Below are 21,613 nucleotides of genomic sequence, written 5' to 3'. Positions count from 1 at the left end.
CCCAATTTTTGACGTTGAGTATTGTTGATTAGTCGACAAGGGGTTTCTTCTAATACCTTTTGGTGATGGAATTGAAGTGAACAATCACGTTCAGGGAAATAAACAGTATTGCCAAATTGATCGCTCATGACTTGAACTTCGATATGCTTGGCATTTTCGATAATCTTTTCTAAGTAAAGACTACCGTTATTGAAAGACAGCTTTGCTTCTTGTTGAGTTTGTTCAAATAAAGTCAATACTTCTTCTTTATTATTAGCTTGACGCATACCTTTACCGCCACCACCATCAGCAGCTTTTAGCATGACTGGGTAGCCGATTTGTTCAGCGATTTTGACAGCATCTTCAGCAGTATCAACTAAACCATCACTACCGGGAATAACAGGCACACCGCTGTTTTTCATAGCTAGACGTGCATTTGATTTATTCCCCATTAAGTTAATTGTTTGGTATTTTGGACCAATATAAGTAATGCCACAACTTTCACATAATTCAGCGAATTCAGCATTTTCAGATAAGAATCCATATCCTGGATGAAGTGCTTCACATCCGGTTAGAACAGCTGCACTAATAACTTCTGACATATCCAGATATGATTTGGCAGGTTGTCCTTCACCGATACACACCGCTTCATCAGCTTGTTTAACGAACAATTCGTTTTTGTCAGCAGTTGAATAAATTGCAACAGCTTTAATATTCATTTCTTGTAAAGATCTAATAATTTGTAAGGCAATCTCTCCACGATTAGCCACTAAGACTTTACTAAACATGATGTCATTCCTCCTCGGATTATTGGATAGCAAACATGAGCTCCGCTTCACAAATAACCTTGTTATCTCGAACGACTTGTCCTGTCCCTAATCCGATATTGCGTTTGATTTTGGTTAATTTAACCTCAAGAGTTAACTCATCACCAGGATAGAATCCGTCTGAGAATTCAGCTGATTTAATCCCACCAAAAAAGGCATTCTTGCCTTCAAATTCTGGTTGTGAAAGTAGTGCACAAACGCCAGTCTGTGCGAGTGCTTCAATAATCAAAGGACGAGGCATCTCTAAATGATTGGGATCTTGACTTTTGAAGAACCACTCATTAATCGTGACATTTTTGGTTGCAATGGCATTTTGCCCAGGATTGATTTCTTTAATGGTATCAATCATCATAAACGGGTAGCGTTGAGGAATTGCTTCAAAGACATCATGGTTACTATATTGAGTCATAGTTTACTCCTTAGGTTCAATTGAAAATAGTGATTGGTCAAATTCAACCATTGTGCCATCTTCAACATTAACTGAGCTGACAACACCATCAACAGTGCTTTTGACTTCATTAATCATTTTCATTGCTTCAATCACACAAACAACATCACCTTTTTTGACAGAATCGCCCACTTTTTTAAAGACGTCAGCATCAGGTTTTGGTGCTAAATAAGCAACACCAACTAATGGACTTTTGATGTCTTCAAGATTAGAAGGGGCAGCTTCTGCTGTCCCTTCGGTTTCTGTATTTGTCATAGGAGTGTTTTGAGTTGTTGTAGGAGCCGGTGTAATAGCTTCAGGAGCAGCTACTTGAGGAGCTGCACTTTCTCTTTTACTTAGTGAAAGTTTGAAGTCACCTTGTACTAGCTCAAACTCTTTGAGTGAAGAATTTTCAAATTTATCAAATAATTGTTCAATTTGTTTCTCATTCATTAGCGATTAACTCCATTTTTTGAAAGCAACTACAGCATTGTGACCACCGAATCCAAATGAATTACTGATGGCATATGTAATGTCTGCTTTCGCATTTTCTTTGTTGACAAGTTCGATTTGGCATTCGTCATCTTGTTCGTAAACACCAACATTTTCAGGCATTTGGCTGTTTAATAAACTACCTACCGTTGCAACAGCTTCAATAGCACCAGCAGCACCTAACAAGTGACCAGTCATACCTTTAGTACTACTTGTTCTAACGTGGTCATTTGTACCAAATAAGCTTGCGATGGCTTTTGATTCACCAGAATCATTAGCACCAGTAGCTGTTCCGTGAGCGTTGATGTAGTCAACGTCATCAGCAGAAATACCCGCTTCATCGATGGCTTCTTTCATGGCACGAATGGCACCTCTACCTTCAGGGTCAGGTTGTGTAATGTGGAAAGCATCACTTGTGCTACCATAACCAACTACTTCACCTAAGATGTTAGCACCACGAGCTTGAGCGTGTTCTAAACTTTCAAGAACCAATGTACCAGCACCTTCACCCATAACAAAACCACGACGGTTTTTGTCAAAAGGCATTGAAGCTTTAGCTGGGTCTTCAGCAGTAGAAAGAGCTGTTAGAGAAGCGAAACCAGCAATTCCAATTTCGTTAACAGAAGCTTCAGAACCACCTGTAATGATGGCATCAGCTTTGTTTTGTTTGATTAATTCAAACGCATTACCAATGGCATTTGTACCAGATGCACAAGCTGTAACAATCGCTTGACTTGTGTTTTTAGCATTGAAGTGCATTGAAATATTACCAGCAGCCATATTGATAATGGCATTTGGCACAAACATAGGGGAAACACGTTTAGGCCCTTTGTTATTCATTTTTGTAACTTGTTCTTGGATAGTTGTTAAACCACCAATACCTGAACCATAAATAACACCTAGACGTTCAGGATCAATAGTGTCTTCAGTTAATCCTGATTGTTCCATTGCTTCAATGGCACTATAAAGTGCGTATTGTGAGAACAAGTCCATTCTTTTAGCTTGTTTTTTTTCTAAGCGTTTTGTAGCGTCAAAATCTTTGATTTCACCCGCAACAGAAACACCAGTATTTGTCGCATCGAATTTTTCGATTTTAGAAATACCTAATTTTGAATCTAAGATAGATTTGATGAATGATTGGCTATCGTTACCCATTGAGGTAACAGCACCCATTCCTGTAATTACAACTCTAGTCATAAAAGCCCTCCTAAATTGTTAAACCGCCATCAACGGCGATAACTTGTCCGGTGATATATGGATTTTGAATCAAGAATTCCACAGTTTGGGCAACTTCATCAGCTGTTCCAAAACGTTTCAAAGGAATTGTTTCTTTGTAGTAATCCATTGTCTTATCACTAAGCGCGTCAGTCATGCTAGTTTCAATCATACCTGGGGCAACAGCGTTACAACGAACGCCACGAAGTGCACCTTCACGGGCAATTGTCTTGGTCAACCCAAGAATTCCAGCTTTACTTGCAGCATAGTTAGCTTGACCAATATTTCCATTTAGACCAACAATACTTGAAAGGTTGATAATGTTACCAGAACGTTGACGTTGCATTTGTTTTAGTGCAAATTTAGACATGTTAAATGTTCCGGTTAGGTTAGTGTTAATCACATCTTCAAAATCAGCTTGTTTCATACGTGTCATTAATTTGTCACGTGTGATTCCAGCATTATTAACTAGGACATCTAAATGACCATGTTCATCAACGATATCTGAAATAATTTGTTTGCTGTCAGCTTCAGAAGCAACATCACCTTTAACATATGTTAGGTGACAGTCATCAAAAATTTTCAATTGTTCAGGTGTTGGGTCGCTGTGAATGTTGATAACGACTTTAAATTCTTTACTTAAACGTTTAGCAGTTGCTAATCCGATACCTTTGGCACCACCAGTGATTAGGGCAACTTTTTTTTCAGTACTCATTTAAAATAATGTCTCCTATTTTGTCCATTTTTGACGCAATTGGTTAAGACTTTCTAAATCATGAACAGCATAAGTTTCAAGCTTTGGACATGTTTTTTTAGCGAAACGACTTAGCGTTTGGCCAGGACCAATTTCAATTACAGCAGATAAGTCATCCATCTCTACTAACTTTTCTAAACCTTGGTAGAAGTGGGTAGGTTGAACGAGTTGATCTGTTAACGTTTGCTTGATTGTTGACAAATCAAAAGAAGTGACGGTTGTGTTACTCATAACAGGAACGTCAGGAGTTTTAAAATCAACACTTTCAAGACGTTTAGCTAATTTATCACTCGCTTCTTGCATAAGTGGGGTGTGTGAAGCAACAGACATTTTGAGCGGAATGGCTTTTTTAATACCATGCTCTTTTAATGTTTTCTTCACCTGTTTTAACCCACTAGCACTTCCACCGATAACGGTTTGATCAGGTGTATTGTAGTTTGCAGGATAAGCTGCATCTGTCTGGTTGACTTCGGTTAATACTTCTTGAAGAAGTTCTGCATCACAGTTCAATACAGCCATCATTTTTCCAGGATTATTTTCGCCGGCTTCTTGCATGTAGTGCATTCTGTCGGATAGAAGTGGAAAACCTTGACCAAAGTCTAAGCTGTTAGCAGCGAGTAGGGCGCTATATTCACCTAAGCTAAGACCGATATAGCTACTAGCTTGACCAAATTCATGATTTAAAATTCTGAAGATTCCCAGACTCATTGCAACAATAGCAACTTGTGTATTTTCTTCTGCGTCAAAGATTTCAGGGTTAGTTAAATCAAGGTCTAATGCTTTTGAAGCTTCTTCTATGGTTTGACGATATAAAGGCTCTGCTTCATATAAGTCTTGTCCCATACCTTTAGACTGTTGACCTTGGCCAGCAAATAAATAACTAAAATTCATAAGCGAACCTCTATTATTCGCCTAATTTTTTGCTAACGTAGTTAACAACTTCACCAACAGTGTCTAGACTTTCGTCTTCTGTTTCGATTTCGATATCAAATTCGTCTTCAATTTCGTTAACGATTTCAAAAACATCTAAACTATCTAGGTCTAAGTCATCTTTAAAGTTTGTTGATTCTACAATGCTTTCTACGTCTGCGTCTGTTTGGTCTTCTACGATAGCTTTGATTTTGTTTAAAATTTGTTCGTTAGTCATAATTAAATTTCCTCTCAATTTTCCAATAATGTTTTTTTATTTTTGTTTTTAGTATTTTAAAATAACGGTTCCGATTTCAAGACCGCCACCAAATCCAATTAAAGCCAATGTTTGACCTTTAGCTACAGCACCATTTTTGATAACTTCATCAAGTAAAATGGGTTCACTTGCAGCTGCAGTATTTCCAAACTTATCAATGTTGATAGGTGCTTTATTTGGATCGAGCTTTAGTTTTTTGACCACGGCTTTTATAATTCGAGCATTAGCTTGATGAAAAATAAAATGATCAATATCTTCTAAGCCTAAGCCAGCATCTTCAAGAGCTTTATTTAATGACTCAGGAATAGCTGTTGTCGCAAAGTCATAGACTTTACGGCCATTCATTTCAAAAGATAGGGGCGTAGTATCAAGCATCTGATTAAAAGGTGTTTGAGTATTGAAATGTCCAGCTGTTAGGAATCTACCCATATCACCGTAGGTTTCAAAATTATCACCTAAATATTGACCATGGCTTTGGTTTTTTGTAATTAAAGCCCCGCCAGCACCATCTCCAAAGAGAATAGCGGTTGAGCGGTCACTAAAGTCAACTAACTTACTTAATACTTCGCCACCAATTACAATAGCGGTTGAAATTTTGTCATCATTAAATAATGATTGTGCCATTTTTAAGCCGTAAACAAAACCTGAGCATGCTGTGTTGATATCAAAAGCCATAGCATTTGTTGCTCCAAGTTTTCCCTGAACCATGGAAGCCACATTAGGCGTCATGTAGTCAGGAGACATAGTAGCGACTATAATCAAGTCAATGTCTTCGACATTGTATTGGCTGTTAGTAATCAAATTTTCAGCAACGCTTAAACATAAATCGCTTGTAGTCTGCTGATTTGAAATATGTCGTTGTTTGATGCCGGTTCGCTTTGAAATCCACTCATCTGAAGTGTCCATGAATGCAGTCAAGTCATTATTTGTGACAACATTTTCAGGTACAATGTGAGCAGTTTGTTCGATAGAAAAATTTTTCATGTTGGTTTTAAGTGAGCTCATCCAAAAAATCTTGAAGGTTGACTAAAGCATGTTTGACAACCTTGAGTTCATCAAGGTTGAAACCTGCTAAAAAACGGTCTACCATTTTTGAATGAAATGCATTGTGAGCACGATATAAAACACGACCTCTTTTAGTCAATGTAATATCTGTAACACGCTGATCTTGAGAATTTTTGGTACGATGGATAAGACCTTTTCGTTCCAGGTTTCTAAGATTAACAGTCAGTGTTCCTCTAGACAAATGCATTTTTTTAGCAATCTGTGAAGCGCTCTTGGGTTCATGTAAACTAATAGCATGAACGAGATGAACTTCTTTGACAGTGATGTCGCTAAAAGAGCTCTTTTTTAACTCCTTTTCTTCGATTCTTAAAATATTGTCATAAACATTAGCTAAAGCTTCATTAATAAAATCATGTTCCGCTTTTTTGAACTTTGTTTCGTCATCATAAACTGACATGGTTTTCTCCTCAGTTAAGTTATAAGCGCAACGTATGTTTGATTTAATCGCGATTAGCTACGATAAATGTAAGTTCTGCTTGGCAGGCTTTTTTACCATTAACTTCTGCATAAGTTTCAACAATACCCATATTGGCACGTTTTTTAATCATTTTGACGTGAAGTTTTAACACATCGCCAGGCTCAACTACTTTTCTGAATTTGGCGTTTTTAATTGCGCCCATATAAGCAGTTTTGCCTTCGAATTCTTTAGATTTTAAAATTAAAATAGAAGCGGCTTGAGCAAGGGCTTCAATAATTAAGACACCTGGCATTACCGGGTTTCCAGGAAAGTGTCCTTGGAAGAACTCTTCGTTAATTGTGACATTTTTAGTAGCCACAATTGATTCTCCAGGATTGATTTCATCAACGTAATCCATAAAAAGAATAGGGTAACGGTTGGGAATCATTTTCATAATTTCGCTTGCAGTTAAAACGGGCTCCATAATTTCCTCCTAATGTTCAGCGAGTGTGTTACTATTCTGAACTGCAATCCATGGTATATTATTTTTGTTTGAATATCAAACCTTTTTTGAAAATTGGATAAGCAAATTCTAAATTTTGATAAAATAAAAACCGCTATAATCCTTTTAGATAAAGGGTTATAGCGGTTTTTATTTGTGGTGTAAAAAAGTTTGATATTCAAACTACTTTTGAGCTTGTTTAATGCTTTCTGCTAAGTGAACTTCATTCACAATAAAACGATGAACGGCACAATTGTAACCTACTTTGTCACCAAGGCTGACAATATAGCCGTTAATGTAATCGACCTCTGTCGGACGGTTTTTTGAAAGATCTTGATACATAGAAGGATGATGATATTTGTAGTCTACACAGCCATCTAATACACCTTGGATAGCTTCTTCTTTTGTTTGGGGTAAGTTGATGTTGTTTCTTTTACAAGCTTCAAAGGCTTCATCCATCATTTGAGTGGTCATTTCTTTAGCACCCTTAAAGTCTCCAAATTGTCCCATTGGAATTTCAAACATTGTACAGATAGTATTAACCACTGAGTTGAATAATAATTTTGTCATGGCCATACTCAAGTAATCTTCACTGTAAATTGGGTGAAGTTTAGCACTTTCTAAATCAGCCATAATTTGTTTTTGGTTATCATCTGGTTTGTTGTCACCATAAGTGGCAAGGTGCATGCTTTCTTTACCTTCTTTACCCATAAAATCAACAAATCCAGGTTCAGGCATTAATGTTGCAATCATAGCCGTTCCTCCAAGAACGTTATTTTTTTCGAAGAACTGAACGATTTTGTCCATGTGACCAATACCGTTCATAGCGCTGACAACGTATTGATTATCATTGAATAATCCAGCTTTTTGACAACGTTCAAGTAAGTTTTGTAGCTCCATTTGTTTGGCAAAAACTAACCAAACATCTGGTTTTTGGTCATACGTTTCAGGTGAATAAATATTAACATCAATTAATTGTTCATTTTCATGATCACGTTGAACACGAACACCGCCTTGTTTTTTGACAGCTTCTATATTAGGCTCCCATGCGTCAACGAAGTCAACTTTAACACCTGCATTTTCTTGTAACATGACACCGTATCTAAATCCCATTGCTCCTGATCCCAAAACTGCATATTTCATAATCATTACCTCCGAATATTATAATTTTATTAAATTTTAACATTTATTACATAAAAATCAAATTTTAAAAAACTTGACTTTTCAAAAAAACACAACATATAGAAAAATATTGTGTTTTTTTGAATGACGTGTACAATATCTAGTGTTGATTTTTTATAGAGAAGGGGAATGAAATTGAATCAAGACGCGTTACGTGTGTTAAAACCAAGCTGGTATATTCATCAAATGAAGGGGTGGACTAAGCGAAGTTACCAGCTGTTAGCATTGGGAATGTTTGTCATTATTTTGACAACAGTTACCAGTGAAATAAATGTAATTTCGATTACGACAATGTTTGCGGGAGTTTTGGGGTACACAACAACTTTAGCTATTACCAACGCAAAACCTGTTAATGGAATGTTTGGCTTAATCAGTGCTATTTTATACATTATCGTAGCAATATCGGCTAAAAACTATGCCGATGTTGTCTTGCAAGCAGCATATATCATTTTGTTAGATATTCCAGTATTACTTTTACCTAAGTGGTCTGAAAATGTACAAGAACATATCAGAGGTCTTTCTGACTCGAAACCAGTAAGAGATTGGGGACTAACTGCTTTATTCTTTGTTATTGTATTTGGCTTACTATATCTAATGGATACTAACTTATTTATTAGTCCACGACCAATATTAGATGCTTTTGCAGGTGCTGTTGGAATTACTGGTTCTATTTTAGCGACACTTAGATTTAGAGACCAGTACTATTTCTGGATTTTTCAAGGTGTTATGAGTGTTATTTTGTGGGGAACAACCGCTTTCCAAGGTGATGCTAACTTCACATTGTTATTTACTTATGCTCTATATTTGTTAAATGATGCTTTGGCTATTTTTGATAAAAATATTCCTTGGTTTCATAAAAATGTTGACAAAAAGTAAAAACCATGTGAACATTATAAAAAAATGAAATGATTAAGCGATGATGAGAAAAGTAATTCTCAACTTCATTTTAAAGAGAGTCTATAGTTGGTGAGAGTAGATATTTGAAGCGGAATGAAAATGGTCTTTGAGCTTTTGTGAGTAAAGTAGTTGAGCTTACAACGGGTACGCCTGATATAGCGTGAAGGAATGTTAGTTCTGGATTGAGATAGTTTAGAGATTTGTTTTATAGTCGTTAAACTTAAACCAAAGGTGGTACCGCGAGAGACACTCGCCCTTTTACAGGGCGGGTGTCTTTTTTTATTTCATTAATTAAAAAGGAGGAGTCAATCATATGGCAAAAGAAACATTTGCAAAACAAATGCAAAGTAAGCACCTGGTAACATTATCACTCGGTGGTGTAATAGGAACGGGTATTTTTATGAGTTCTGGTTATCTTGTTCAGTCTGCGGGGCCAATTGGAACATTAGCTGCTTATATTATTGGCGCAATTTTGGTATGTCTAGTGATGTTATGTTTAGGAGAATTATCAGTTCATAAGCCAACAACAGGATCATTTCACACTTATGCTAGCCAACATATCCATCCAGCTGTTGGGTTTGTGGTTGCTTGGTTATATTGGCTAACGTGGACAGTTTCTCTAGGTTCACAGCTCATCACATTAGCGATGATTGCAAATGGCTTTTATCAAGGAATACCGATTTGGAGTTGGTGTGTTTTGTTTATCATTTTGTTATCTGCTTTGAATTTATCAAAAGTGAAGTGGTTTGCAGCCAGTGAGTTGGTGATGTCTATTATTAAAAGTTTAGCCTTGCTGGTTTTTATCGTAATTGGTCTGGCTTTAGTTTTTGGTGTTATTCAATCGGTTGGACAAACCCAACCGGTGTTATTTTCAAACTTTACAAAAAATGGGGTATTACCTAATGGGATTTTACCAGTGATCTCAGTAATTTTAGCTGCTAACTTTGCTTTTTCAGGAACTGAAATTATCGCAGTTGCTGCTGGTGAAACTAAAAATCCTCAAAAAGTTTTACCTGGTGCCATTTTAAAAACCCTTATCATTTTAGTGATTTTATTTATCGGTGCCATTTTTGTAATTGGCGCTTTACTGCGACAAGAGTCATCAGGACTGACAACTAGTCCTTTTGTTTCAATTTTAAATAATGCGGGATTTGCTTATGCAGGAAACATTATGTCGATAGTCTTATTTATTACCGTTCTTTCAGGCGCAAATTCAGGTGTTTATGCGGCATCAAGAATGATTTGGTCTTTAGCTGATCAAGGACCACTGCCTAAAAAATTAGCTAAATTGAATAAAAATGGTTTACCTATTTATGGATTGACACTGACTTTACTGGGAGGGTTGTTGTCCTTATTTTCAAGTATTTATGCTCCTGGAACAGTTTATCTGGTGTTAACGTCATTATCAGGGTTTGCGGTCGTTTCTGTTTGGCTATCTGTTGGGATTGCACAATTAAGATTCAGAAAGCAATTTTTAAAAGAAGGACACAAAACGTCAGATTTAAAATACAAAACCCCCTTTTATCCGATTGTACCTTGGGCAGTTATTATCTTATGCGTGATTTCACTCGTTGGGATTGGATTTGATCCAGAACAACAGTTATCTTTAATTGCAGGAGTCTTATTCTCAGTTATCGTACTCGCTTATTATTATATTTTTATTCAAAAAAAGGAGACTAAACATGTCAAAAAAGTTAATCATAGATTGGGCAAAGAAACAAAATAGTATTGTGATTGATGGGGCAATGTCACTAGGGCTTGAAGAACGTCAGGTTAATTTAAACAACAAATTATGGACAGCATCAGCTATTGACTACTACCCTGAAAAAATCAAAGATGTTCATCAAGCTTATTTTTATGTTGGAGCTAACATTGCGATTGTTTCTACCTATCAAGCTAGTGTTCAAGGCTATTTAGATCAAGGTTATAACGTTGACCAAGCTAAGGCTTTGATTAAACGTGCGGTCCAATTAGCTGATGAAGCTCGTCAGGTTAGTGACTCAATTCAACCAAAATTTTTAGCAGGAGCGGTGGGTCCTTATGGGGCTTATCTGGCAGATGGTTCTGAATATCGAGGAGATTATAAGTTATCTGATAAAGCTTATCGTGAGTTTCATCATGATCGCCTAGCCGTCTTAATAGCAGAAGACTGTGACTTATTAGCGATTGAAACTATGCCTAACTATCAAGAAATCAAGGCGATTTTAGAGCTACTTAAAGAGTTACCAGAAATTCCTATTTGGGTAACTTGTACATTGAAAGACGCCAAAACATTAAGTGACGGCACACCTTTTAAGCAAGTACAAGCGTTACTAGAAGCAAATCCCCAAGTGATTGCTTATGGAGCAAATTGTATTGCTCCTGAGTTAGTTACCTCGTTTCTTAAACAAGTTCAACCAACTGCTCAAAAAGATTTAGTCATTTATCCGAACTCTGGTGCCAGTTATTCACCAGAAGTTAAAGAGTGGGACGCAGCACCTCATAGTCAACAAACATTTCAGACTTATACCAAACAGTGGCATAAGCAAGGTGCTAAATGGATTGGTGGTTGTTGCTGTACATCAGAACCAGAAGTGAGAGCCATTGTATCAAGTTTAAACTAAAAAACATCATCTCATATTGAGGTGATGTTTTTAATTTATCTGATAACAGGTTCAAAGTAGCTATTCCACTCACTCATGTTATCTTGACCTAAGTAAGTCGTTACAGCATCTTTATAGTCAGCGAATGTAATCGGCTTTGTGGTCATAATTTCAAGCCCATGACCTTCGGTATCAGTTTTCATATAAATGTTACTTTTACCAAACCCATTTCTTTCATAGAATGATTGGCGTTTAACACGTTGGGTATAGTTATCAGCGTTTTTGATCACTTCTTCAATTTCCAAAAAGATAGTTTTATCTTGATACTTTTCTTTGAATTGTTCAAGAACACGCGTACCATAACCTTTTGAACGAGTTGAAGGATCCATAGCAAGGTATGAAATGAGTAAGTTTTTTCCTGAGATTGTGTAATAAACAAGTCCAATAAATTGATTGTCATCTTCGATTGCAACAAGATAGTTTTGATCTAACTTAGCTCTATCCAAAATAAAAGAAAAGGTTAGTCTTTCGTGTTCAGGAAAGGCAGTTAAATATAAATCCTTAACAAGCTGTTGCTTTTCAATGCTTTCTTGGGTGATATCTTTAAATTCTAAAATAAATAGTCCTCCTAGTAATAAATAGCTATAAAAAAACTACGCCTATAAGCGTAGTTTAACAGAAATTTCTTGAATTTTTTTAAAAGAATCTTTGATTTAGTTTAAAGTCTCAACAATAGCCTTGTTGAAAGCATCTAAGTCATCAGGAGTACGACTAGTTACTAAGTTCTCGTCAATAACAACAGGTTTATCTTCAACAATTGCACCTGCATAGTATAAGTCAGGAACAACGGAAGTATAAGCTGTCATACGACGACCTTTTGTTAGTCCGGTTTGAATAAAGATTTGAGGACCATGACAAATTGAAAAGATTGCTTTATTGGTTAAGAAGAAATGTCTAGTAAACTCAACATAGCGGTCATCTGCTCTTAAAATGTCAGGTGAGAATCCACCAGGTACAAGTAGGCCATCAAAGTCTTCGGGGTTTGCATCTGCAATACCTAAATCTGCTTTAAACTCGCCACCATTTTTACCTGTGAAAGTGTTGTTGGCTTCGTTTTCAATTGTTACGACTTCGTGTCCTGCAGCTTGTAAAGCTTCAACAGGTGAAGTATATTCGATATCTTCAACGTAGTTTGTAACGATTACTGCGATTTTACTCATAAATAAATCTCCTTTAATTAATTTGTGCTTACATTATATAAGTAGAATGAATATATTTCAAGTACTTACTTAAAAAAAGTAAGAAAATCTTTGCGTTTTAGAAGGTAGAATTCTAAAATGTAGGCGATAAGAAGTTTAGAGGTGGTAATATGAGTTTAACTCAAAATAAAAAGAAACTTTCACTGATGGGAGTGCTAGTTTCTTTTGGTATTGTATATGGCGATATTGGAACATCACCATTGTATACAATGAACGCGATAATTCGTGACGGTGGTGGTTTTAAAAACCTGCAACCAGATTATGTTATAGGTAGTATTTCATTAATTATATGGACTTTAATGATTATTACAACGTTGAAGTATGTGATTATTGCTATGCAAGCATCTAATCACGGTGAAGGTGGGATTTTTGCCCTTTATACATTAGTCCGTAGGAAAAAGAAATGGCTAATTGTGCCTGCTTTGATTGGTGGTGCAGCGTTACTAGCCGACGGTACGATAACACCGGCTGTTACGGTAACAAGTGCTATTGAGGGGCTGAAGTCGCAAAACTTTGGCCTGTTTACCTTTAGTGGTGATCAAAATGTGGTTATTGCCGTGGTTATTGCTATATTATTAGTCGTATTCGCTATGCAACGATTTGGTACGGCTAAGATTGGTCAAGCTTTTGGACCTATTATGTGTGGTTGGTTTTTTTTCATAGCTATTGTTGGATTTTGTAACCTATTAAGTTACCCAGGTATTTTAAAAGCACTTTCACCAGTTTATGGACTTCAAGTATTATTTAGTCCGGCTAACAAATCCGGCTTTTTTATTTTAGGAAGTATATTTTTAGCTACTACTGGTGCTGAAGCGCTTTATTCTGATATGGGGCATGTGGGTAAACACAACATTTACTTGAGTTGGCCAATTGTTTATCTTTCATTGGTTTTAAGCTATATGGGACAAGGCGCATGGTTGATTAACAACCACGCTAATGTTCATCAATCTGGGCTAAACCCCTTTTATGCTGTAGTCCCCGACAGTTTGGCATTGTTTGCAATCATATTAGCAACATTGGCAGCAGTTATTGCGTCACAAGCATTAATTACAGGATCTTATACGTTAGTTTCTGAAGCAATAAGGCTGAAAATTTTGCCTCGTATGATTATTCATCATCCCGGTAACAAACGTGGCCAAATTTATATTGGAACAGTTAACTGGTTGTTATGCATTATTACAATCGCGTTAGTCTTATACTTCCAAAATTCTCAACATATGGAAGCCGCATACGGGCTGGCAATTACAGTTACTATGTTAATGACAACAATTTTATTACATAATTTCTTAGATACAAAAGTACCACGTTGGTTATCATGGTTATTAACAGCATTTTTCTTAGTTGTTGAATTTTCGTTCTTCATCTCAAGTGCTGTTAAATTTGAACATGGTGGTTATGTGACAGTTTTAATTACTCTAGCAATCATAATGGTTATGTATATTTGGTATTTTGGAAATAGAGTGCGTTCTAAATATGAAACGGATTACGAATATGCTTGTTTAACAGATTACAAAGATCAATTAGTCTCATTAAGTCAAGATGAACAATACCCTGTTAGCTCAACAAACTTGGTTTATATGGCTAAGGTCAAAAAAGGTCATCAAATTAAGAAATCAATTTTATATTCAATTTTAGATAAGCGCCCTAAAAGAGCTCAGGTCTATTGGTTTATAACGATGGTTACAACAGATAGTCCTTATACACATGATTACACTGTTGAAACTTATGGTACTAAAAATGTTGTGCAAGTTACAATCTATTTAGGCTTTAAAAAATCACAAAAAGTTAATGTCTACCTACGTCAAATCATTAATGATTTGATTGAACAAAAAATTATCGATGCTCAACCACAAAGATATACAACGTTTAAGGGTCGTCTTGTGGGTGACTTTAAGTTTGTTATCTTAAAAGAAGCGCTATCGCTTGCAACTAATATATCGGGTTTTGATAGATGGCTAGTTTCGGCTAGAATTTGGCTTCAAAATCATACAGCAACACCAATTCAATGGTTTGGGTTATCTTTTAGTGACGTTAAAATTGAAAATGTTCCAGTAAACTTGGGATATAAACCTCATATTAAATTACGCCGAATTAATCATAAAAAAGCACGTCAATATGAAACCTTTGAAGAAGAAAGACAATAAGAACTTGAATAATGATGCCTAATGTAAAAGTAAACTTTTGATAAAGTAGCAATTAAGGAATGTTTCTGATATTCAATCAGGGACATTTTTTTCTATTTGATGATAGTTGGCAAGTTTGTTAGAAGAGTAGAAAAGACTTAACTGTTACTTGATAATTTTAAAGTTTGACTTATTTGACTATTTAATCCTAAAAATACCCTACAATATTCGATCAGCTCAAATAATTGTAGGGTATTTTTTGATGATTAAATTAGAATTGTGGACGATTGCCGTCAGTTCCAGGACGATTAATTCCGACGCTTTCATGAATTAAATAATTTGGATTTTTAACAATTTTAAACACTATATCTGCGACACTCTTGCGTGATACAGTAGTTCCCTTAAAATTTTCGCCTTTTTTAGTCAATTCGTAATCAGTGTCGTTGCCATTGGTTAACCACGCTAACCTTAAAGTGGTTTCGTCTAAGCCAGATTGTTCTAGCAGATCTGCAGACTCGCGCCCGTATCGAGTATGATTGCCCACCATTTTAGCATTCCATATGCCAAATTCACCGGGAACTTCATCGTAAATTCCTAGATTATTAATAGAAATAATTCTCTTAATAGTTGTTGTATGCATAGCTTTAATGATATTTTTGGTTCTTTCACTAGTAGCAGCAGCTCCTGTTGCGTCAAAGATAAGATCTTGCCCGTCCATTGCCGAAACAATTGAGTTATAGTTATCTAAATCTCCTTCAATGCTGTCAATATTAGACAACTTCGTTAAGTCATCTACGCGTTTAGTATTCCTTAAAAATAAGCTTATATTAACATTGTGTGCATCTTGATCATTGATGATTTGTTCACTTACTAAACGAGCAATTGCACCATTTCCACCTAAAATTAAAATGTTCATAATTATTTCCTCCATTTGTTATCAGTTTGATTTACAAGCTATAGCTTAAACCATGGAGTTTACTTCAAGGCAAGAGATAATGTCGGATTTTTGACAATTTCTGACTTCTAATTTTTAGGTAATAGTGGTCTAATAAGTTAAATAACCAATTATAAAAAACACCTTACAATTGCTTTCAAGTAATTGTAAGGTGCTTTTTAGTTTTTATTGATTATATAAATTCTCGAATCCATTTTTTAAAGTAGTATTTTGAGTATGTCTGAAGTAAACGCTCCCCGCATTTTCTTGGTTTTGTGTTGCGACAATGACTTCAGGCTGGTTATTATGCAATGTGAATAGATAAAGGTGTCTATCAGTGTATGCCGTAGATTTATCTTGGATATCACTGTAAGCCATTATAATATTATAGTCAGATGTGCCACGCAGTGTTTTTGGATTAATAAATCCAATTGTTGCAGAATTTCCGTCCACATAAAAATTATATAAATCTAGTCCGTTAATAAAGTCAAACCCATAAAAAGTTGTCTTATTAGATTTTTGTGGGTAGTATCGTTGATAGGATTGTCCTATTTGGCTACTAAAAGAGCGCATAAAAGCATCCATATTTTGTACTAAATTAGCAATATCAGTCGTTTTCTGTTCAGATGCATAGTTAGTACTTTGACTTGATTGACTTTGTGATTGAACTATTGAACTGCTAAAATCTTGTTGCGAAGACTGTGCTGGTAGTTGGCTAGTCGTATTTTTGGGAATTAATAAAGAAAAAATAATCAAACATATGACAACTAGTCCAATTATAGTACCGACAACCCAAGGTATCGAACTGTTTTTTTTGTGCTCTTTCAAATAATCTTTTCTTTTTTTCATTTATATTAATAGTCCTTTTTAATGATTGTATAAGTCTAATTAATACAAATGATACAGTTTTATTCAAAAATAAGCAAAAAAAAACAGCTAATTTACTTAGCTGTTTGAAAAGATTCAAGCTGGAATTGAACCAGCAGACTGACGTCGTACACCATGTACATTGAACCTTAATATCTTAGTGAATTAATTATGAAAAAATTAAATTAGCATAACGGAAAAGGAATGAAATTGGAACAATTCACTAAGATAACTGCTCAAGTTGGAGTCGAACCAACCCTTCGAAATAGGAAGTTTAGCCATTAATTGAGCTAATGACATCTTGCTGTTATTAATATAATACTAATTTTGTTTTAATAAATCAACACTTTTTTAAAATAAAAAAACTATCAATTTGATAGTTTTTATTTGTCATCGTATATTTTTGCAAAACTACTTGCAAGATTGGAATTTTCAGTATGTTTAAAATACATGATGTTATCGGGCATGCCTTGATTTTGCATTGTAATTAAAACTTGCGGCTTGTTATTATGGATAGTCAATAAGTAAAGATGAGCTCCTGCAAATGGAGCAGTTGCAGCATCACTGTAAACACTCACAATATTATAATCGTTATTATTAGATGAATCATTTCTATTTAGTCCTAAACGAAACGTAGCGGGTTCGTTATCAACATAATAATTAAATGCGTCTAGATCAGTTGTGATGTCAAATTCATAAAAATTTAATTTAGCTTGATTTTGTGTTTGGGGATAGTAACGTTTATAGTCTTGTCCCATATAAGTACTAAAGTCAGCCATATAATTATCCATTTTCGCAATTTTAGATGTACTAAATTCTTTCGTACTTGGTGAATTTGAGCTGCTAGAAATTTCAGAAGTACTTTGCAAACCATGATAATCACTTTGTTCGGATGAAGATTTTAAATTTTGATGATTGAAAAATAAAGGCCATCCACCAATTGCAATAACGACTAGTGCAAGAAGAATAATGAATAGAAGTCCTATATTGGAACGAGTCGGTCTTTCACGTTTTCTTTTCAAGTAATTAGTCCTACTTTCTTTTAAAATCAGATACCTCTAAATATTACTATAAATAAGAGTTTCAATAAATGAAAAGTTATAGGTTTTGAAAGTTAATGATCATCAATCTTGTCTGTAATTTTAAGTATGTGAATTTTACTAACATATTATACTGATATTATGAACTTTTAATGATAAAATCAAATCATAAATGATTAAAAAGTGGGGTATCATCATGACATTATCTAAAGAAGACTACAAACATATACCAGAAATTTCTGATATTGAAAATAAAAAACCAATATTTTGGAAAAATCCTGATTATAATAAAAAAGCAGATTTACGATTTGATTTGGCGGATATTTTTGATGCCGATGCTAGATGGCAAAGATTTGCACCTTTCATTGCAAAAGTATTCCCTGAAACAAAAAATGATAAAGGTGTGATTGAATCACCTTTAATCAAAATAAATGAATTCCAAAACCAGTGGAATGAAGAACTGTCCGATTCCATGCACATTAAAGGATCTTTGTTTTTAAAAGCAGATAATTTATTACCTATCACAGGGTCTATTAAGTCTAGGGGTGGGATTTATGAAGTTCTAAAATTTGCAGAACATATTGCGATGACAAAAGGTGATTTAACCTATCGGGATAACTATGCTGTTTTAGCAGAAGAAAAATTTATGAATATTTTTGCTAAGTACAAAGTAGCAGTCGGCTCAACTGGCAATCTTGGCTTGAGTGTGGGTATTGCAGCGGCTAGTTTTGGTTTTAGAACAACAGTTTATATGTCACATGATGCTAAAGATTGGAAGAAAGATAAATTACGATCAAATGGTGTTGAAGTTATTGAATACGACAGTGACTTTTCTCATGCTATAACTGAAGGTCGAAAATGTGCACAGGCTGATGCTAATACTTATTTTGTGGATGATGAAAGTTCATCAGATTTATTTTTAGGTTATTCTGTAGCTGCTTTAGGTATCCAAAAACAACTAAAAGATCATAACATAGTAGTTGATGATAAACACCCACTAGTTGTTTACCTACCAGCTGGTGTTGGAGGTAGTCCAAGCGGTGTTTCATTTGGTTTGAAGCAGTTGTTTGGTGAGAATGTTTATCCTGTTTTTTGTGAACCAACCCATGTGCCTTCAGTAACTTTGGGATTAATCACAGGGCAAAATAGTAATATTTGTGTAGAAGACTTTGGTCTTGATGGTTTGACTGCAGCTGATGGCTTAGCAGTTAGTCGGCCTTCAAAAATTGCGGGACCAATCATGAGAACGCTATTGTTTGCCAGTGCAACTTTTGAAGATAAAGATGTTTATCGGTATCTTGCTAGACTAGAGGACACTGAACACATTTCAGTTGAACCCTCTGCAACAGCAGGATTTTGTGGATTAAAAGCATTAATTGCTAAAGAAGTTGCAATGAATACGCCTAAAACGACACATATTGTTTGGGCAACAGGTGGTAGTTTAATGCCAGATAACGAAAAAATCCATAATTATCAATATGGAAAAACACTAAACTAGAAAGTAGATCTAATTGTTAAAAAAATCTCATATTGCTTTTTCGCACGCTGTTATTTCAGGCAGTGTTTTAGTTAGTAATTATCCTATAAAAGCTGCACTACCGTTGTTTGTCGGTGCTCATTTTGGTGCTTTTGCACCCGATTTAGATGGTGGAGATACTTATGATTCTGAGTTAACGAGACTTTTAGGTAAACTTAATTTTTTACAGTATATTCCGCATCGAACTTACACTCATACGTTGTGGATCGTTGCCTTGCTGGTGTTATTGTTTTATCAGATGCCACAAATAGGAGCAAATGATTATTTGATTCGCAACGTCATTCTTGGTTTTACCGTTAGTTACGCATTGCATCTTATTTTAGATAATTTTTCGAAACAAGGTGTGAATTGGTTTTTTCCATTTGGAAACTATCGATACAATCCAAAATTTAAATCTTACCAAAAAAAAAGAAAATACCATTGGTATTATTATCGTGTTAATGGCAATTTTGAACTTTGGTTCCGACAGTTATGTCGTCTCGTGATAGCTATTAACTTTTACTTATTATATTTACAATGGTTTTAAAAGCGGAAAAAATCTCCGCTTTTTTTATTGAGAATTTAATTAAAAACCGAACTTTTTTCTAAAAAAACTGGAAATAAATCAGTTTTTCTTATAAGATAGTCTATAAAATAATTTTCATTCGGGAGGAAATAGGATTATGGGATTGGTTGATACATGTATTCAAAACGGGTTGGTTTTGAATGTTTTTACAAGAGAATTTGAACTACAAACACTATGGATAAATAAAGGGAAAATTGTGTCAGTTGGTGACAATGATAATCTTAAAGCACAAAGAATTATTGATGCTAGTAATCAATACTTAGTACCTGGATTTATTGATGCACATGTTCACATCGAAAGTGCAATGGTTTCTCCCAGTGAATTAGCTAAAGTTTTACTGAAACATGGTGTAACTACTATCGTAACGGATCCTCACGAAATTGGTAATGTTATGGGAAACAAAGGTATTGAATATATGATTGAAGACGCTAGACAAACCCCATTAGATGTCAAAGTCATGTTGCCTTCATCTGTTCCGTGTGTCCCATTTGATCACAGCGGAGCAGTTTTAAATGCTGTAGATTTAAAACCGCTATATCGTTATCCAGAAGTGAATGGATTAGCAGAAGTCATGGACTTTCCTGCTGTTGCAAGTCAAAGTCATGAAATTATGCAAAAAATTAAAGATGCTCAAGAAGCAGGCTATCACGCAGATGGTCATGGAGCCGGGTTGACCCCTGAGCAACTAGATACTTATCGTCAAGTTGGGATTGATACCGATCATGAAGCGACTAGCGTCCAAGAAGTTAAAGACAGACTTAGTGCCGGATACTACGTTTTCTTACGTGAAGGAACGGTTGAACGTGATATTGAAAACACGATTGGTGCGGTAACAGAATCAAACGCTCAACGATTAGCTTTTTGTACAGATGATAAATTAATTACAGATTTAGATCGTGAAGGGTCGATTGATTACTGTATTCAATTAGCGATTAAACATGGTGTTAGACCTGAAACGGCCTTTACGATGGCGAGTTTTAATGCGGCAAATGCTCATAAATTAAATCAAACAGGTGCTTTAGCAACCGGTTATCAAGCCGATATTGTTTTTTTAGATAACTTGAAAGAAGTCACAATTGATAAAGTGATGAAGAATGGCGAAATTTTGAGTGAGTTTACGACACAACCTGCTCGATTTTCAGAATCAACTGTGCATCATGACTTTAAATTAGAAGACTTAAAAATGCCATTAAGCAGTAACTACTGTAATGTTATCCAAATTCAACCTAACCATATTGTGACCGACCACTTGCAAACACACGTTAAATTAGACAACGGTCAATTTAATTCAGATATTGACCAGGACATTTTGAAGATGGTTGTGATTGAACGTCATCATAATCTTGGAACTTATGGTTTGGGATTAGTTAAGGGATTTGATATTCAAAATGGTGCCGTGGCGATTACAGTGGCCCATGATTCTCATAATCTTGTGGCAGTTGGAACAGACGATTCTTCTATTAATGAAGCTATTCAAGCTGTTACCAAGTCTGGTGGAGGAATTGCGGTTACACAAAATGGTAAAGTTTTAGCGATGATGCCTCTAAAAATCGCAGGATTAATGTCTGCTAAGTCTTATCAAGAAGCTCAAAAAGACTTAGATTTAGTAAATCAAGCCTACCAAAAAATCAGTACAAATCGAGTCTTTGATCCGTTTATTACACTTTCGTTCTTAACTCTTCCCGTTATTCCATCTATTAAATTAACCGATCAAGGCTTATATGACTTTAACCAGCAAGACTTTATTTCAGTAGAAGCCAAATAAAGTCAAAACTTCCCTTCC

At 35.3% G+C, this 21,613-nt stretch carries 22 protein-coding genes, 1 pseudogene and 1 other annotated feature; of the genes and pseudogenes, 7 read left to right on the top strand and 16 right to left on the bottom strand.

The window, feature by feature from the left end; all coding sequences use genetic code 11:
* From FC86_RS06675 to FC86_RS03960, 11 genes and pseudogenes are all read right to left on the bottom strand, one after another.
* A pseudogene (locus FC86_RS06675) lies at positions 1 to 767 on the bottom strand (ATP-binding protein); the annotation flags it as partial.
* A gap of 19 nt (positions 768 to 786) precedes the next feature.
* On the bottom strand, positions 787 to 1,215 hold the full coding sequence (gene fabZ, locus FC86_RS04005; RefSeq protein ID WP_056974785.1) for a 3-hydroxyacyl-ACP dehydratase FabZ: 429 nt from the start codon (positions 1,213 to 1,215) through the stop codon (positions 787 to 789).
* A 3-nt stretch (positions 1,216 to 1,218) separates the two neighbouring features.
* The gene (accB, locus tag FC86_RS04000; protein WP_056974784.1) at positions 1,219 to 1,686 is read right to left on the bottom strand and encodes an acetyl-CoA carboxylase biotin carboxyl carrier protein; all 468 of its coding nucleotides are present in this window, start codon (positions 1,684 to 1,686) and stop codon (positions 1,219 to 1,221) included.
* A 6-nt stretch (positions 1,687 to 1,692) separates the two neighbouring features.
* The gene (gene fabF / locus FC86_RS03995; RefSeq protein ID WP_056974783.1) at positions 1,693 to 2,922 is read right to left on the bottom strand and encodes a beta-ketoacyl-ACP synthase II; all 1,230 of its coding nucleotides are present in this window, start codon (positions 2,920 to 2,922) and stop codon (positions 1,693 to 1,695) included.
* A 10-nt stretch (positions 2,923 to 2,932) separates the two neighbouring features.
* Positions 2,933 to 3,655 (bottom strand): 3-oxoacyl-ACP reductase FabG, encoded by a 723-nt coding sequence (gene fabG, locus FC86_RS03990; RefSeq protein ID WP_056974782.1) that lies wholly within the window; start codon positions 3,653 to 3,655, stop codon positions 2,933 to 2,935.
* Positions 3,656 to 3,670: 15 nt separating this feature from the next.
* The gene (locus FC86_RS03985) at positions 3,671 to 4,585 is read right to left on the bottom strand and encodes an ACP S-malonyltransferase (protein ID WP_056974781.1); all 915 of its coding nucleotides are present in this window, start codon (positions 4,583 to 4,585) and stop codon (positions 3,671 to 3,673) included.
* 13 nt (positions 4,586 to 4,598) lie between these two features.
* Complete coding sequence (locus tag FC86_RS03980) at positions 4,599 to 4,841, bottom strand: acyl carrier protein (protein ID WP_056974780.1); 243 nt, start codon at positions 4,839 to 4,841, stop codon at positions 4,599 to 4,601.
* Positions 4,842 to 4,889: 48 nt separating this feature from the next.
* Positions 4,890 to 5,864, bottom strand: coding sequence for a beta-ketoacyl-ACP synthase III (locus FC86_RS03975; RefSeq protein ID WP_056974819.1), 975 nt, complete (start codon positions 5,862 to 5,864; stop codon positions 4,890 to 4,892).
* A 7-nt stretch (positions 5,865 to 5,871) separates the two neighbouring features.
* Positions 5,872 to 6,342 (bottom strand): MarR family winged helix-turn-helix transcriptional regulator, encoded by a 471-nt coding sequence (locus FC86_RS03970; RefSeq protein ID WP_056974779.1) that lies wholly within the window; start codon positions 6,340 to 6,342, stop codon positions 5,872 to 5,874.
* A gap of 43 nt (positions 6,343 to 6,385) precedes the next feature.
* Positions 6,386 to 6,826 (bottom strand): 3-hydroxyacyl-ACP dehydratase FabZ, encoded by a 441-nt coding sequence (gene fabZ / locus FC86_RS03965; protein ID WP_056974778.1) that lies wholly within the window; start codon positions 6,824 to 6,826, stop codon positions 6,386 to 6,388.
* Positions 6,827 to 7,027: 201 nt separating this feature from the next.
* Positions 7,028 to 7,987, bottom strand: coding sequence for a ketopantoate reductase family protein (locus FC86_RS03960; RefSeq protein WP_056974777.1), 960 nt, complete (start codon positions 7,985 to 7,987; stop codon positions 7,028 to 7,030).
* Between the two features lie 168 nt (positions 7,988 to 8,155).
* Here FC86_RS03960 and pnuC point away from each other — a divergent pair, with 168 nt between their 5' ends.
* The 3 genes from pnuC (at position 8,156) to mmuM (ending at position 11,526) form a co-directional block, all read left to right on the top strand.
* Positions 8,156 to 8,902, top strand: coding sequence for a nicotinamide riboside transporter PnuC (gene pnuC, locus FC86_RS03955; protein ID WP_056974776.1), 747 nt, complete (start codon positions 8,156 to 8,158; stop codon positions 8,900 to 8,902).
* A 31-nt stretch (positions 8,903 to 8,933) separates the two neighbouring features.
* Positions 8,934 to 9,184 (top strand) — a binding site (T-box leader).
* A gap of 52 nt (positions 9,185 to 9,236) precedes the next feature.
* The gene (locus FC86_RS03950; RefSeq protein WP_056974775.1) at positions 9,237 to 10,649 is read left to right on the top strand and encodes an amino acid permease; all 1,413 of its coding nucleotides are present in this window, start codon (positions 9,237 to 9,239) and stop codon (positions 10,647 to 10,649) included.
* Entirely contained in the window at positions 10,606 to 11,526 is a 921-nt protein-coding gene (gene mmuM / locus FC86_RS03945) for a homocysteine S-methyltransferase (protein ID WP_056974774.1), read from the top strand. The genes FC86_RS03950 and mmuM overlap by 44 nt, the downstream gene beginning before the upstream one ends.
* Before the next feature lie 35 nt (positions 11,527 to 11,561).
* On the opposite strand, the gene FC86_RS03940 is transcribed toward mmuM, so the two are convergent.
* Positions 11,562 to 12,089 carry a GNAT family N-acetyltransferase gene (locus tag FC86_RS03940; RefSeq protein WP_269082361.1) on the bottom strand — a complete coding sequence of 176 codons (528 nt, stop codon included), beginning with the start codon at positions 12,087 to 12,089 and terminating at the stop codon, positions 11,562 to 11,564.
* Between the two features lie 129 nt (positions 12,090 to 12,218).
* Complete coding sequence (locus tag FC86_RS03935; protein WP_056974772.1) at positions 12,219 to 12,725, bottom strand: type 1 glutamine amidotransferase domain-containing protein; 507 nt, start codon at positions 12,723 to 12,725, stop codon at positions 12,219 to 12,221.
* Between the two features lie 149 nt (positions 12,726 to 12,874).
* Between FC86_RS03935 and FC86_RS03930 the strand changes: the two genes are divergently transcribed.
* Positions 12,875 to 14,908 (top strand): KUP/HAK/KT family potassium transporter, encoded by a 2,034-nt coding sequence (locus FC86_RS03930; RefSeq protein ID WP_056974771.1) that lies wholly within the window; start codon positions 12,875 to 12,877, stop codon positions 14,906 to 14,908.
* A gap of 250 nt (positions 14,909 to 15,158) precedes the next feature.
* Here FC86_RS03930 and FC86_RS03925 read toward each other — a convergent pair whose 3' ends face one another.
* From FC86_RS03925 to FC86_RS03915, 3 genes are all read right to left on the bottom strand, one after another.
* On the bottom strand, positions 15,159 to 15,803 hold the full coding sequence (locus FC86_RS03925) for an NAD(P)H-binding protein (RefSeq protein WP_056974770.1): 645 nt from the start codon (positions 15,801 to 15,803) through the stop codon (positions 15,159 to 15,161).
* Positions 15,804 to 16,007: 204 nt separating this feature from the next.
* Positions 16,008 to 16,670 carry a DUF4767 domain-containing protein gene (locus tag FC86_RS03920; RefSeq protein ID WP_056974769.1) on the bottom strand — a complete coding sequence of 221 codons (663 nt, stop codon included), beginning with the start codon at positions 16,668 to 16,670 and terminating at the stop codon, positions 16,008 to 16,010.
* 401 nt (positions 16,671 to 17,071) lie between these two features.
* A complete protein-coding gene (locus FC86_RS03915; RefSeq protein WP_056974768.1) occupies positions 17,072 to 17,710 on the bottom strand; it encodes a DUF4767 domain-containing protein in 639 nt (212 codons plus the stop codon).
* 214 nt (positions 17,711 to 17,924) lie between these two features.
* On the opposite strand from FC86_RS03915, the gene FC86_RS03910 reads away from it, so the two are divergent.
* The 3 genes from FC86_RS03910 to ade all read left to right on the top strand — a co-directional run bounded on the left by FC86_RS03910 (position 17,925) and on the right by ade (position 21,595).
* Entirely contained in the window at positions 17,925 to 19,226 is a 1,302-nt protein-coding gene (locus tag FC86_RS03910; protein ID WP_056974767.1) for a D-serine ammonia-lyase, read from the top strand.
* A gap of 13 nt (positions 19,227 to 19,239) precedes the next feature.
* Positions 19,240 to 19,791, top strand: a complete 552-nt coding sequence (locus FC86_RS03905; protein WP_056974766.1) for a metal-dependent hydrolase — start codon at positions 19,240 to 19,242, stop codon at positions 19,789 to 19,791.
* A gap of 136 nt (positions 19,792 to 19,927) precedes the next feature.
* On the top strand, positions 19,928 to 21,595 hold the full coding sequence (gene ade, locus FC86_RS03900; RefSeq protein ID WP_056974765.1) for an adenine deaminase: 1,668 nt from the start codon (positions 19,928 to 19,930) through the stop codon (positions 21,593 to 21,595).
* Positions 21,596 to 21,613 lie beyond the last annotated feature (18 nt).

This window comes from Holzapfeliella floricola DSM 23037 = JCM 16512 (assembly GCF_001436605.1).
Taxonomy (GTDB): domain Bacteria; phylum Bacillota; class Bacilli; order Lactobacillales; family Lactobacillaceae; genus Holzapfeliella; species Holzapfeliella floricola.
Note: the sequence above shows the minus strand (reverse complement) of the source record. Positions and strands in the feature narration are given on the sequence as shown.